Consider the following 13,487-nt stretch of genomic DNA (forward strand, 5'->3'; position numbering starts at 1 on the left):
GTTACAGCCGGCACCGCCGCCGCGGCCTGGGTGCCTTGGGCGGCACAATGGTCTCACTGAACCGGCACACCGACCCACCCATCCTGCGGGCCGGTGTAACCAAAGGGGCTTGCGCCGCGACATGCCTGTTGACGACAGCCACGGCGACTTCGAGTCAGCCCTCAAGCCGCTTTGGCTGCGTGCGCAGTCGGGCGATGACGCCGCCTACCGGCAAGCCTTGGGCCTGCTGGCGGCGCGGCTGCGCGCCTACTTGAAGCGCCGTCTCGCGGGCTGGCCCGACGAGGTGGAAGACCTGGTTCAGGAGACGCTGTTGGCCCTGCATCTGCAACGTGGCACCTACGACCCGACGCTGGCTGTCAGCGCCTGGGCCGTGGCGATCGCACGCCACAAGCTGGTCGACCTGTGGCGCCGGCGTGGCCGGCGCGACAAGCTGCACGACGCCATCGACGATGTGGACGAGCAACTGCTGGCGGCCGAGCCCGACGACGGCGGCGCCCGGCGTGATCTGGAAACGCTGTTCGGCGCCTTGCCGCAGGCCCAGCGGCAGGCCATCGTGCTGACCAAGCTCGAAGGCCTCTCGGTGGCCGAAGCGGCGGCGCGCACCGGCGCGTCCGAATCGGCCATCAAGGTGCAGGTGCACCGCGGCCTGAAACGCCTGGCGGCCCTGGTCCGCCAGGACACCCGGGATGACCCAGGCACGCACCAGCCTGGTCCAGCACGCCCGACATGAAGACCGATGCCCTGATCGACCTGCTGGCCCGCGACGCCGGCCCCGCACCCCGTGCGCTGGCGGCGCGCCGGCTGTCGCCTGCCGCCGCCGCCGGCCTGCTGATGAGCGCAGCGATCTCGATCGCCTGGTTCGGCGTCATCCCGGCGCCGATGTTCGCCACCGCCGTGCCGTGGACGAAGATGGCCTATGCCGGCGCCCTGGCGCTGGCCGCCGGCTGGCTGACGGCGCGCCTGTCGCGGCCGGCGGCGCCGACCGCCCAGCCGCGGCGCCTGACCGTCCTGGTGCTGCTGGCCATGGCGGCGGTGGGTGGCGTTTCGCTGGCCGCCACGCCACCCGGTGCGCGCCTGGATGGCCTGCTCGGCCATTCCTGGGCCTCGTGCCCCTGGAGCGTGTTGGCGCTGTCGCTGCCGGCGCTGGCAGCCGCGCTCTGGTCGGTGCGCGGCCTCGCGCCAACGCGGCCCCGGGCCGCCGGGTTCGCGGCCGGGCTGTTGGCCGGCTCGGTGGGCGCCTTCGGCTATGCCTTGTCCTGTCCCGAGGCCTCGCCGGCCTTCGTGGCTGTGTGGTACACGCTGGGCATCGCCGTCACCGGCGCTGTCGGCGCCGCCCTCGGGCCCCGGCTGCTGCGCTGGTGAGCGGCCTGGCCGCGCGGCGCCGTCTGCCGGGCGCAGCCGATCGGGTCAACGACCGGCGGCCGCCGTTCACGTGCCGTGGGACTTGCCGGTGTCCAGGTTGTAGTCCTTGGCCGACAGGCTGGTCTTGGCCCTCTGCTTGGGCTTGACCTCGATGACATTGCGCTTGACCTTGCGGCGGACCTGGCCGTCCCGCAGCTTCGCGGCCACCACGTTGTCCGCAATGTCGTAGTCCTTGTCGAAGGTTTCGGCCCAGGTGATCCACAGGGTCTTGAAGTCGATCGCCAGCACCTTGTTGGCATCGGTGGCGTGGGCGGTGTAGAACAGCGAGTCGTCGTGCAGGTTGGCGGCATGCCGGCGCACACACTGCCAGCGTGCACCCTCGCCGGCCAGCTTGGTGTAGGCGTCCAGGTTGTGTTCGGCGCCGCCCAGCGTCTCGGCCAGGATGTTGGGCGCCGGCAGGGGGCTGTTGCCGTCGTGCTTGTCGTGCACGTTCGAGAACTTCAGGTGGCGGTAGTGGTCGCCCACCAGGCCGGAGGTGTCCTTGAGCGCCGCTTCCGTGCCCACGTCGTACATCGACGGCACCGCGCGGGTGTCGGCATTGGTGCTGTCGTAGATGGCCTCGACATAGCCCGTCCAGTGCTTGGCATGCTGGAAGATCAGCTCCAGCCGCTGGTCATGGCCGCCATCGTCGAAGGACACCATCACGCCGAACATGAACGGATCCACCTTGTCCAGGTCCTTGTCGTTCAAGGCCTGGTGGCTGGGCGTCCACTTCTGGTTCTTGTCGGCGATGCGCAGTTCGTTCCTGGCGTACTGGTCGACGGCCACGCCCACCGCGGCATTCAGGGTGGCGGCCTGCTGGATGGCGGCGATCCTGCTGGCGGCCTTGGTGGCATGTTCCTTCACATAAAGGTTGACCTCCCGGCCGTCGGACACGGCGTTGCGCTTGCCGTCGTCCGTGTAGCCGGTGGCCAGCTTGGCCTGCGCCAGGTTCTTGCCCTGCACCACGGTGGACGCAGGCGCAGCGGTCGGCAGGCGGGCCGCCAGGCTGGTGGAAGGCCGATCCGGACCGGCGGCCCAGGCCGCTGCACGCGCGCCCATCGCATCGGCCTCCTGCTCCAGCTGCTGGTCCTGGTTGACTGCCCAGCCACCGGCCATCTGCAGGCTGGGCGCCACCCGGCCCTGGGCCTGCTGCACCACATGCCAGGCCTCGTGCGCCAGGTGGTGGTCCTGGCCCGGCGCCAGGTGGATGTCATGGCCCTGCGCAAAGGCCTGCGCACCCAGCGCGGCCGGCATCGGTGAACCACGGTGCACCCGCACGCCGCCCAGATCGAGCCCGGACAGCGCCTGGATGCCCTGGCGCAGCGGCGCCGGCAGGCTGCCCACCTGGGCAGGCCCGGGCGGCTGGCGGGCCAGGCCGCGATGCCCGGCTGTGCTGGCGGGCTCAGGGTGGTTCGCGGCCTTCCGGCTCGCTGGCAGATGCTGGCGCATGGGCGGGGGCTCCTGGTGGCAGACGGGGCCGCCCAGCCTGGCTGCGCCCCCGCGCAGCGCACTGTAGGCACCGCCCGGGCGCACCACAAGCCGCCCGTCGGTCCGGACCCCTAGGTTCAAGCCTGGGTGCGCTCAGGCGGTGCCGCCATGGGGCAACGCCAGGAAGAACCGCACCATTTCCGCCGAGGCATCCGGCCCGGCGCCGTCGGTGTGGGACCCGCTGGCATGGCCGCCAGACCAGGCATGGCCCGCGCCGTGCACCGTCCAATGCTCGATGCGGGTGTGGCCCAGCGCGTCGGTGTGCACAGCGCGGCTGTAGCGGCGCCCGCCGGGCGCCTGGCCGGTGTGGGTGACGGCCTGCAGGCCGCCACCTGCTTCGGCGGCATGGGCTGCCCGGGCCTGCTGCACGATGGCTTCGCCATTGGCGGGCTGCACGGTGTGGTCCCGGTCGCCATGGAAGACGATGACCGGCACCGCCTGCACCGCCTTCCTGCCGCCACCGGCCGCAGCGCCGGGCAGGTTCTTCAGGGCCGGCAGGCCGCTGCGCCCGCCCTTCATCGCGGCCAGGGCCGACGGGATGTCGTGCGCGCTGGCATAGGGCAGGCCGGAGTGGGCGCCGACGCCGGCAAACAGATCGGGGCAGGTCTCGCCCAGCACCACGGCCATGGCCGCGCCGGCCGACAGACCGGCCACGAAGATGCGCCGGGGGTCGGCACCATGCCGCTGCGCCACCTCGCGGACGATGCCCGCGATCAGCGACGGCTCGCCGCCATCGCCGGCCTGGTCCTGCGGCCGGAACCAGTTCCAGCATGCCGACGGGTTGGCCTGCGCCGGCTGCTCGGGATAGACCACCAGGAAGCCGTGCGCATCGGCCAGCCGGTTCATCTGCGTGCCTGTCGCGAAGTCGTCGGCGGACTGGGTGCAGCCGTGCAGCATCACCAGCAGCGGGGGTGGCCCGTCCGGCAGGACCGCCGGCACATGCAGCTTGTAGGCCCGGGTGCCGGCGGCGTTGCTGAAGTGGTGCGTGGCCAGACCGCCCGGACGCTGCGGTGCCTCGGCCAGCGGCCCGGGGGCCAGGGCGCGCCGGAGGGTCTCGGTCACGCCACGCATCGGCCCGGTGCCGGTGTCGAGGCCGGCGGAGGCCAGCGCCCGCTGGATGGTCGCGTGGATCGCCTGGCCGTCGAACGACGGCGCACGGGCGTGGAAGGGAGGCTTCATGGTGGGCTTTCTGCGGGTGGTGTCGGGGGAAGGAGGGCGGTCAGCGGATGCGGTCGGCCAGCGCCCGCCGCACCGCCGGGCTGGCCTGGAACGCGCCCAGCACGGTGACGGAGGCGATGGCCGCGCGTGCCAGCACGGGCGGCACGTCGTCGGCGATGCGGGCGAGGCCGACGACCTGCACCTGCAGCGTCTGGCCCGCCGCCACCACCTGCTCCAGGTCGGCGCGGCTGAAGTGCTGCAGGCCGACGGTGAGCGTGCGGCGCGAGACGGTCTGCTTCAGCGTGTCGGCATGCAGGGCCAGCTGGTTGCGCAGCGCCGTGCGCACCAGGTCCGAGCGGTTGGAGTAGAAGCCTTCCTGGACCAGCAGGTCCACCTGGCCCAGGTCGACGACGCCGACGTTGACGGTCATCTTCTCGGTTTCGCCGGCGCGCTGGCGGGGTTCGATCGCTGCTGATTTCTGCTGCATGTCATCCATCTGGATTCCAATTGGAATCCCATTGGAGCATGAATCGGCAACGGACGGACCGAAGCGACGGTTTTGCCGCCACCCGGCCGCCACGTCGAGGTGGTGGACTTCGCCGCCGCGCCGGCGTCGCGCCTCAGGGCGCCAGGTAGCGCAGCAGCCGCGGATCGTCCTTCACCTGGGCCACCGGGCCATCCAGCGCCACGCGGCCGCGCTCCATCACATGGGCGGTCTGCGCCACGCGCATCGCCAGCTCGATGTGCTGCTCCACCAGCACCACCGCCATCGTGGTGGCCAGCTTCTGCAGCTGCTCGGCGATCTCCTCGATCACGCCGATCCACACGCCTTCGGTGGGCTCGTCGAGCATCAGCAGCCTGGGCCGGCCGAGCATGGCGCGGCCGATCGCCAGCATCTTGCGCTCGCCGCCCGACAGCGTGCCCGCCGCCTGGTTCAGCCGGCTGCCCAGCTTGGGGAAGACGGCCAGCACCTCGTCGATGCCGCTGCGGTCCTTCTGGCGGATGGCGCCGAGCTGCAGGTTCTCGCGCACGCTGAGGTTGGAGAATGCAGCGTTCTCCTGCGGCACATAGCCCACGCCGATGCGGGCGCGTTGCTCCATCGGCATGGTGGTGATGTTGCGGCCGTCGAACTCGATCGTGCCCGACATCGCCGGCAGGTCGCCGGCCAGCGCCTTGAGCAGCGTGGTCTTGCCGGCGCCGTTGCGACCCAGCACGCAGACGGCGCCTTGCGCTGGCACGTCCAGCGACAGGCCGAACAGGACCTGGCTGCGGCCGTAGCCGGCACACAGGTCGGTGACTTTCAGAAGGGGCGGGGGCACGTCAGACTCGTGTGGTGTAGACCTGCTGGACCTTCGCGGACTGCTGGATCTGGTCGACCGTGCCCGAGTCCAGCACCTTGCCCTGGTCCAGCACGGTCAGCACGTCGCAGATGTCGCGGATGAAGTCGAGGTCGTGCTCGACGATCACCAGCGCGCAGGTGGACTTGATCGGCATCAGCAACTCGCCGGTCACCCGGCGCTCCTCGGGGCTCATGCCGCCGGTGGGCTCGTCCAGCAGCAGCAGCTGCGGCTTGGGCGCCAGCGCCATCGCGATCTCCAGCCACTGCTGCTCGCCGTGCGACAGCGCGCCGGCGAGCTCGTCGGCACGGTCGGCCAGGCGGAAGCGCTCCAGCGCATGCATCACCTCGCCGCGCATCCTGGTGCGGCTGCGCGAGCGGATCAGCGCCCACACGCCCTGCTCGGCCTGCAGCGCCAGCAGCACGTTGTCGTAGACCGACAGCTCGGGCAGCACCGCGGTGATCTGGAACTTCAGGCTCAGCCCCAAGCGTGCGCGCTCGTAGGGCGTGGCGTTGGTGATGTCGGTGCCACCGAAGTGCACCGTGCCGCTGCTGGGCAGGTGGGCGCCGGCGATGGCCTTCAGCAGCGTGCTCTTGCCCGAGCCGTTGGGTCCGATCAGGCCGTGGAAGGTGCCGGCGCGCACGGTGACATCGACGCCGCCCAGCGCCTGCAGCGTGCCGAAGCGCTTGGTGACGCCGCGGACTTCCAGCAGTTCACTCACTTGGGGCCCTTCCGCCCGCCGAAGGAGCCGATGCGCTCGCGCGGCGAGACGAAGAAGCCGAGGATGCCGGTGGGCTTGAACACCACCACCACCAGCAGCACCACGCCCAGGATCACCGGCCAGTACTGCTTGATCGCGTCCTGGTCGGCCAGCACATAGCTGATGGTCTCGATCAGGAAGGCGCCGATCACCGGCCCGATCAGCGTGCCGCTGCCGCCGAACAGCGCGTACAGCACCGCGGTGGTCGACAGGCCCGGCCCCATGTTGCCCGGGCCGATGAAACCCTGGTGGTACGAGTAGAGCGCGCCGGCCAGCCCCGCCAGCAGGCCGGCGAAGGAGAAGATCAGCGCCTTGAACACCTGGGTGCGGTAGCCGAAGAAGGCCAGCCGCTCCTCGTTCTGCCGCATGCCGGCCAGCACCAGGCCGAACTGCGAGCGCACGATGTAGCGCGAGGCGCCGTAGCACAGCGCCAGGATGGCCAGCACCATGTAGTAGAAGGCCGGCCCCTCGACCATCTCGAACGATCCCCACTGCAGCAGCTTGACCGACGACAGGCCGTTGCCCGCGCCCACGTACTGCCAGCCCGAGACCAGCCGCTCGGCGGCATAGGCGCCGGTCAGCGTGCCCAGCGAGACGAAGATCACCGTCGGCGTGCGCCGCCCCAGCAGCAGGAAGGCGGCGAACGCGAACGACAGCAACAGCCCCACGCCCATGGCGATGGGCAGCGTGCCCCAGCCGTGGCTGAACTCCAGGTCGCGCCCGATCAGCGCGATGGCATAACCCGCCACGCCGAAGAACAGCGCCTGGCCGAAGCTCATGATGCCGGAGTAGCCCCAGCACAGGTCGAAGCTGATCGCCAGCAGCGACAGGATCAGCACATTGGTGGCCAGCGTGATCAGCTCGGGCTTGCTCGTCAGCAGCAGCGGCGTGGCCAGCGCGATGGCGAAGACCGCGATCTCGATGACCGGCAGGATGCGCCGGGGGGGCCGGGTCAGCACGGGATCAGCACTCCTTGGGGTCGACCATGCCGTGCTTGGAGATGATGTCCCAGCGCAGCTTGTCGCCGTCCTTCTTGCACTGCGCCACGTACATGTTCATCTTCGCGTGCATCTTGCCCGGCACCATCTCGGCGCCGCCGCCGGGGCCCTTGTCGATCTTGGCCTTGTCCAGCGCGGCCGACACCGTCTCGCGGTTGGTGTCGCCCTTGGTGGCCTTGACGGCCGCCTCGTACAGGCGGATGCCGCGGTACATGCCGGTGGCCGCGCTGCCGGCGGTGAACTGGTACTTGGTGCCGGGGAACTTCTTGGCATAGGCGGCCAGCAGCTCCTTGCTGAACGGGTCGTCCACGGTGTGGAAGAAGTCCAGACAGGAGTACACGCCTTCCAGCTCGCGCGCCGGCACGTAGTTCAGCGAGTTCTCGTCGAAGTAGACGCAGGCCTGCGCACCACCGCGCTGCGGGAAGCCCGATTCATACAGCTGCTTCATGAACGGCTGCAGGCCCGGGGGAATGATGGTGTTGAACACGCAGTCGACCTTGCCGTCGCGGATCTTGTTGATCGTGGCCGAGTACTCGGCCTGGTCCAGCGGGTAGTACTCCTCGAACACCACCTCGCCGCCGTTGGCCTGGATCACCTTGCGGGCGTACTTGTTCAGCAGCTGCGGCCACACATAGTTGGCCGAGGGCATGGCGAAGCGCTTCTTGCCCACCGTCTTGATCAGGTAGGGAATCAGCTCGTCGATCTGCTGCGCCGGCGACGGGCCGGTGTTGAACAGGTGCTTGGTGCACTCCTGGCCTTCGTACAGCTGCGGGTAGATGTAGAGCGTCTTGCCGCGGTTGACGATCGGGTCCTTGATGGCCTGGCGCATCGCCGAGGTGATGCCGCCGAGCACCACGTCGACCTTGTCGCGCTGGATCAGCTTGCGCACATTGGCCACGGCCGCCTTCGGGTCGGAGGCGGTGTCCTCCAGGAACAGCTCCACCGGCCGGCCGGCCATGCCGCCGGCGGCATTGATCTGCTCGACCGCCAGCTGCGCGACCTGCCAGTTGGAGTTGCCCGATGGCGCGATGGCGCCGGTGATGTCGGTGGCGATGCCCAGCTTGATGGCGTTCTTGCCCTGGCCCCAGGCGGCCGGCAGGAACCAGCTGCCGGGTCCGCCCGCCGTCCAGCCGGCCAGCGCCAGCGCGGCCGACCGGGTGACGATGCGGCGGCGGTCCGGACGGGCCGGTTGGTTGGAAGCGTCGTCGAACTTGTCTTGGCTCATTTTCTTGCTCCTGCGATGAAGCCCTGTGGGCGTAACTTGACGATGACCAGCGCGATGAGGAACACCAGGGGATCGGCCAGCACGGGCGGCACGGCCCATGGCAGGCCGGCGGCCATCGCGCCGATGGCCGCCGCTCCCAGCACCGGCCCTTCGAAGGTGCCGACGCCGCCCAGCATCACCGACAGGAAACCCTGCACGAGGAAGCGCAGGCCCATGTCGGCCGACAGCTGGTACAGCGGCACCACCAGTGCACCGGCCAGGCCGGCCAGCGCGGCACCGAAGGCGAAGGTGGCGGTGTAGAGGGTGCCCGTCGAGATGCCGCAGGCGCGCGCCAGCATCGCGTTCTCGAGCGAGCCGCGGATGCGCAGGCCGAACGAGGTGCGCACCAGGAACAGCCAGCTGCCGGCGATGACCGCCCCCGTGGTGACGATGATCACCGTGCGCCAGATCGAGAAGTCCAGCCCCAGCATCGACCAGGAGCCGGGCCAGGGCTCGGCCACCGAGCGGTAGTGGCCGCCCAGCAGGCCGCGCACGATCTCGCGGATGATCAGCCCGATGGCATAGGTGCCCAGCATCGCGATGATGGGCGACGCATAGAAGCGGCGGATGATGGTGCGCTCCAGCACCACGCCGAACAGGCCGACGACGATGGGCGCCGCGATGATGCCCACCCAGATGTTCAGCCCCGCCTCGCTGACCACGAACACGGTGTAGGCGCCCAGCAGCACCAGCTCGCCATGGGCGAAGTTGAAGATGCCCATCATGCTGGCGATCACGCCCAGGCCCAGCACGATCAGCACCATCACCGCGGTGAAGGCCAGGATGTCGAAGGCGAAGCGGACGATGTCGAGCATGGCGATCCGCTCAAAACCAGCCAGGCTTGACGCCGGTGCCGAGCATGGCGTCGTAGTGGTCGGTGCGGCGGTCGCGCAGGATCTGGTTGAAGTCGTTCCAGTTGCGCGCGCGCCGGGCCAGCGACAGGTTCAGGTCGGCGATCAGCGTCTCGGGCTCGGTGCGGCTGGCCGGCCCGGCCACCGGCCAGCCGGTGTGGGCGCAGATCAGCGAGCTGCCGAGGAAGGGCTGGCCGCGCTCGGTGCCCACCCGGTCGGCGCAGGCGACGAACAGCGAGTTGACATGGGCCGCGCCCATGGCCAGCACATTGGCCATCGCCGGCTGGGCCGGGTCCTGGCCGGGGATCGGCACCCAGTTGGTCGGCACGCAGACGATGTCGGCGCCCTGCAGCGCGCACAGCCGCCAGGCCTCGGGGAACCAGCCGTCGTAGCAGATCAGCATGCCGATGCGCCCGATCGGCGTGGCGTAGACCGGAAAGCCCAGATCGCCCGGCTCGAAGAACAGGTTCTCGGCCGCCCACAGGTGCATCTTGCGGAAGGTGCCGATGTGGCCATCGGGCCCGACCAGCACCGCCGCGTTGTACAGCCTGGGGCCCACCCGCTCGGCCAGGCCGGCGACGATCCAGGCGCCATGCCGCTTCGCCGCCGCCATCCACGCGGTGCAGGCGGGGCCGTGCGGAATCTCCTCGGCCAGTGCAAAGGCCTCGTCGCGGGTGGCGAAGACATAGCCCGACGACGTCAGCTCGGGCAGCACCATCAGCTTGGCGCCCTGGGCGGCCGCGGCATCGATGCGGGCGACGCTGTCGGCGATGTTGTCGTGCAGCGCACCGACGCGCGGCTCCATCTGGATGCAGGCGACGCGGACCGGGCTTTCGGCGGGCAGGGTGCGCATCGGACGTCTCAGCGCTGCGGCTGGCGGGTGTGCCAGTCGGTGGCGCGCTCGTAGGCACGGGCGATGCGCAGGATGCGGGCCTCGCCGAAGGGCCGGCCCATCACCTGGAAGGCGGTGGGCAGGCCGCCCTGGCCGAAGCCGCAGGGCACCGACACCGATGGCGTGCCGGTGACATTGGCCGGCGCCGACAGCCGCACATAGACCCCCGATGCGGTCTCCTCGACCCCATCGGGCCAGGTGATGGTCGGCTGGTCGCGGCGCATCGCCACCGCCGCCACGGCCGGGCCGATCAGGGCATCCAGTCCGTCGAACATCGTGGCCCAGGCGGCCTGGATCAGCGTGCGCTGGCGCAGCGCGGCGATGTAGTCGACCGCGGGGATCAGCATGCCGGCCTCGAGAAAGGTGCGCACATCCGGCTCATAGAGATCGGCCCGCTCGCGCAGCATGCTGCGGTGGTAGGCCGAGGCCTCGGGCATGCACAGGCCGAATTCGATGGCCGAGATCATGTCGGTCATCGGCACCGTGACCTCCACCAGCTCGGCGCCCTGGCTCTCCAGCAGCGCCAGCGCGGCGCGCACGTTGGCCGCCACCTCGGGCTCGACATGGTCGAAGAAGAAATTGCGCGGCACGCCGATGCGCAGGCCCTGCACGCCCAGCTCCAGCTCGGCGGTGTAGTCGGCCACCGGCACATCGGCGCTGCCGGGGTCGCGTGGATCATGGCCGGCCAGGGCGCCCAGCGTCACCGCGCAGTCGCCCACCGTGCGGGCCAGCGGGCCGGCATGGTCCAGCGACCAGCTCAACGAGGCGATGCCGACGCGGCTGACCCGGCCGTAGGTGGGCTTCAGGCCCACCGTGCCGCAGACCGCGGCGGGGATGCGGATCGAGCCGCCGGTGTCGGTGCCCATGGCCATGAAGCAGCCGCGCGCCGCCAGCGTGGCGCCCGAGCCGCCCGACGAGCCACCGGGGATGTGCGCGGTGTTCCAGGGATTGCCGGTGGTGGGCGTGGCGATGCCGTAGGCGAACTCATGCGTGTGGGTCATGCCGACGATGCAGGCGCCGGCCTGCTCCAGCCGCTGCACGCAGGCGGAGTCGGCCGCGGCGATGTGGTCATGCCGCACCTTGGAGCTGCAGGTGGCCGGCAGGCCGGCCATGTCGTAGAGGTCCTTCACCGCGACGGGCACGCCATGCAGTTCGCCGCGCCAGTGGCCGGCCAGGATCTCGCGCTCGGCCTGCCGCGCGGCGGCCATGGCGCGGGCCTCGGTCAGCCGCGCGTAGGCGTTGATGCGTGGCTCGTCAGCGGCGATGCGCTCCAGCGACAGCCGGGCCAGTTCCACCGGCGAGACGTCCTTCGTGCGGATGGCCGCGGCCACCTCGCGCATCGACAGGTCGAGCAGGCCGGCCATGTCAGCGCCCCGTCCAGCTGGCGTGGAAGGCGATGGCCGGCGGCGTCTCGCCCAGCTCGGTGCTGTGCAGCACATCGAGCAGGGCATAGAAGCCGTCCATCGCTGGCACGAGTTGTGCGACGCGCTCCGCATCGAGCGTCAGGTCTGCGAGTGTCGCGGCGGCCTCGACCAGCGGGGCGTTGGTGGGTGTGCGCATGGACATGGTGGCAATCACTTTCCCAGGCAACTATTTCGGCCCATGCTACGCCGCGACTTCGGGCGCCGTCAACCGTGTTCTTGCCCCGCGTTGCGCGGGCCCTGGCGGCGGTATGCTCGGCCGGGCGTCGGGCGCAGGCGCCGGTCGGCTGACCGGTGGTCACGACGCAGACGGGGGCATCGGGTGGGGCAGTTGAAGCCAAGCGATGTGTTCGGGCGCGGGCTGCTGCAGCGGGCCCGCGTGCACCGGCGCGGGCCGTTCCATGTCGGCGTGCTGATCCCCACGTCGGGTGCGATGGGGCTGCTCGGGCCGTGTGCGCTGGCCTGTGCGGCGCTGGCGCGCGACAGCTGGAACGCCCAGGGCGGCCTCGATGGGCGCGAGGTGCGGTTGACGCTGCTGAACGCCAGCGAGGCCAACACCGGGCTCGACGACGACGTGCGCGACCTGGTCGCCGATGGCGCGGTCGATGCCCTGGTGGCGCTGAGCAACACCGCCGTGTGCCGGCGCATTGCCGGCGTGGTCGATGCCCGCGTGCCGCTCATCTACACGCCCTTGTACGAGGGCTGCGGCCTGCCGGCCTGGGTGCATGCCATCGGCGAGACGCCGGAACGCCAGCTGCTGCCGGCCATCGACTGGCTGGCCGGGCGCTACCGGCCGCGGCGGTGGTACCTGCTGGGCAACGACTACAGCTGGCCGCGCCGCACCCATGCGCTGGCGCTGCCGGCCATCCGCACCAGCGGTGCCGAGGTGGTGCGCGAGCGCTACGTGCCGCTGGGCGAGCGCGACTATGACGCCATCATCGACGACGTGATCGCCAGCCGTGCGCAGGTGGTGCTGCTGTCGCTGCTGACGGCCGACGCGGTGCACTTCTGCCGTGCCTTCGAACGCGCCGGGCTCGGCGGCAAGGTGCTGCGGCTGTCGACCTGTGTCGAGGAGAACACCGTGCTCGGCGTGGGCGATGCCAACTCCGAGGGCATGTTCGTCGCCGCGGGCTACTTCGATGCGCTGGATTCCGATGCCAACCACGCCTTCAAGGAGCGCTACCGCGCCCGCTTCGGCGACCGCGCGCCGGCGCTGAACTCCGCCTCGCAGTCGGTCTACGAGGGCTTCGCCCACCTGCAGCGGCAGGCGCAGACCCGGCGCGGCCCGCTGCTGCCGGGCGCACGCGACACCCAGCGTGGCGCCTACGACGCCGGCCGCAGCCCGATCTACCTGGGCGAGGTGCGCGGCCTGGGCATCCGCCCGCTGCGCACGCTCACCGATGCGCCTGGATGAAGGCGCTGAGCAGTTCGCGCAACTGCGCCTCGCGCTCGGGCCCGAAGCTGTCGCGCAGGCGGTCCTGGTGGGCGCGCACATCGGCGCGCAGCGCGGCCACCTTCTGCAGCCCGAGGTCGGAGATGTGCAGGATCACGCGGCGCTGGTCCTGCGGATCGACCGCGCGCTGCACCAGCGCGGCCTCGGTCATCCGGTCGACCAGTTTGCAGGTGGCCGGCAGCTGCATGCCGGCCTGCTCGGCCAGCGCCGACATCGACCGGCCCTGCTCGTCGGCCAGCACCTCCAGCACCCGCCAGAACTCGGCCGGCAGGCCTTCGGTGCCGACCAGCCGCCGCAAGTCCAATGTGGCCTGGCGGCTGGCCTGGCTCAGCAGACTGTGCAGGGCCTGACCGGCAGGCTGGGGTTCGGATTTCCGTCGGGTCGCCATGGGATGCGGAGGTCGCACCGCCCTGGTGCGAAACGGGCTGACAGGCACCAAACCAGTATAGCCACCGGCCTGT

Annotated in this window: 15 protein-coding genes; 3 read left to right on the plus strand and 12 right to left on the minus strand. The window is 70.8% G+C overall.

From position 1 onward, the window contains the following. The first annotated feature begins 121 nt into the window (after window positions 1-121). Both FFT10_RS10605 and FFT10_RS10610 read left to right on the plus strand, forming a co-directional pair. Entirely contained in the window at window positions 122-730 is a 609-nt protein-coding gene (locus FFT10_RS10605; protein ID WP_137732793.1) for a sigma-70 family RNA polymerase sigma factor, read from the plus strand. Next, complete coding sequence (locus FFT10_RS10610) at window positions 727-1,362, plus strand: DUF1109 domain-containing protein (protein WP_137732794.1); 636 nt, start codon at window positions 727-729, stop codon at window positions 1,360-1,362. Before FFT10_RS10605 ends, FFT10_RS10610 begins: the two co-directional genes overlap by 4 nt. Window positions 1,363-1,428: 66 nt before the next feature. Here the strand turns inward: FFT10_RS10610 and FFT10_RS10615 are convergent, their stop codons facing one another. The 11 genes from FFT10_RS10615 to FFT10_RS27775 form a co-directional block, all read right to left on the minus strand. Then, complete coding sequence (locus tag FFT10_RS10615) at window positions 1,429-2,853, minus strand: eCIS core domain-containing protein (RefSeq protein WP_137732795.1); 1,425 nt, start codon at window positions 2,851-2,853, stop codon at window positions 1,429-1,431. Between the two features lie 132 nt (window positions 2,854-2,985). Further along, on the minus strand, window positions 2,986-4,071 hold the full coding sequence (locus FFT10_RS10620) for an extracellular catalytic domain type 1 short-chain-length polyhydroxyalkanoate depolymerase (RefSeq protein WP_137732796.1): 1,086 nt from the start codon (window positions 4,069-4,071) through the stop codon (window positions 2,986-2,988). 40 nt (window positions 4,072-4,111) lie between these two features. Then, window positions 4,112-4,537, minus strand: a complete 426-nt coding sequence (locus FFT10_RS10625) for a ribbon-helix-helix domain-containing protein (protein WP_137732906.1) — start codon at window positions 4,535-4,537, stop codon at window positions 4,112-4,114. Between the two features lie 133 nt (window positions 4,538-4,670). Further along, the gene (locus FFT10_RS10630; RefSeq protein WP_228027051.1) at window positions 4,671-5,369 is read right to left on the minus strand and encodes an ABC transporter ATP-binding protein; all 699 of its coding nucleotides are present in this window, start codon (window positions 5,367-5,369) and stop codon (window positions 4,671-4,673) included. Window position 5,370: 1 nt separating this feature from the next. Then, a complete protein-coding gene (locus FFT10_RS10635) occupies window positions 5,371-6,108 on the minus strand; it encodes an ABC transporter ATP-binding protein (RefSeq protein WP_137732797.1) in 738 nt (245 codons plus the stop codon). Further along, window positions 6,105-7,106, minus strand: a complete 1,002-nt coding sequence (locus FFT10_RS10640; RefSeq protein ID WP_137732798.1) for a branched-chain amino acid ABC transporter permease — start codon at window positions 7,104-7,106, stop codon at window positions 6,105-6,107. The genes FFT10_RS10635 and FFT10_RS10640 overlap by 4 nt, the downstream gene beginning before the upstream one ends. Before the next feature lie 4 nt (window positions 7,107-7,110). After that, window positions 7,111-8,370 (minus strand): substrate-binding protein, encoded by a 1,260-nt coding sequence (locus tag FFT10_RS10645; RefSeq protein WP_137732799.1) that lies wholly within the window; start codon window positions 8,368-8,370, stop codon window positions 7,111-7,113. Further along, a complete protein-coding gene (locus tag FFT10_RS10650; RefSeq protein WP_137732800.1) occupies window positions 8,367-9,224 on the minus strand; it encodes a branched-chain amino acid ABC transporter permease in 858 nt (285 codons plus the stop codon). The genes FFT10_RS10645 and FFT10_RS10650 overlap by 4 nt, the downstream gene beginning before the upstream one ends. 10 nt (window positions 9,225-9,234) lie before the next feature. Next, window positions 9,235-10,113: a nitrilase family protein gene (locus tag FFT10_RS10655; protein ID WP_137732801.1), complete on the minus strand. Its 879-nt coding sequence runs from the start codon at window positions 10,111-10,113 to the stop codon at window positions 9,235-9,237. 8 nt (window positions 10,114-10,121) lie between these two features. Continuing rightward, a complete protein-coding gene (locus FFT10_RS10660) occupies window positions 10,122-11,516 on the minus strand; it encodes an amidase (RefSeq protein WP_137732802.1) in 1,395 nt (464 codons plus the stop codon). A 1-nt stretch (window position 11,517) separates the two neighbouring features. Continuing rightward, on the minus strand, window positions 11,518-11,712 hold the full coding sequence (locus tag FFT10_RS27775) for a hypothetical protein (protein ID WP_162520763.1): 195 nt from the start codon (window positions 11,710-11,712) through the stop codon (window positions 11,518-11,520). A 192-nt stretch (window positions 11,713-11,904) separates the two neighbouring features. On the opposite strand from FFT10_RS27775, the gene FFT10_RS10665 reads away from it, so the two are divergent. After that, the gene (locus tag FFT10_RS10665; protein WP_162520764.1) at window positions 11,905-12,987 is read left to right on the plus strand and encodes a substrate-binding domain-containing protein; all 1,083 of its coding nucleotides are present in this window, start codon (window positions 11,905-11,907) and stop codon (window positions 12,985-12,987) included. Here FFT10_RS10665 and FFT10_RS10670 read toward each other — a convergent pair. Next, on the minus strand, window positions 12,968-13,414 hold the full coding sequence (locus FFT10_RS10670) for a MarR family winged helix-turn-helix transcriptional regulator (RefSeq protein WP_162520765.1): 447 nt from the start codon (window positions 13,412-13,414) through the stop codon (window positions 12,968-12,970). The two genes, FFT10_RS10665 and FFT10_RS10670, sit on opposite strands and share 20 nt — an antisense overlap. Window positions 13,415-13,487: the final 73 nt, after the last annotated feature.

Source organism: Pseudaquabacterium pictum (assembly GCF_005403045.1).
Taxonomy (GTDB): Bacteria; Pseudomonadota; Gammaproteobacteria; order Burkholderiales; family Burkholderiaceae_C; genus Pseudaquabacterium; species Pseudaquabacterium pictum.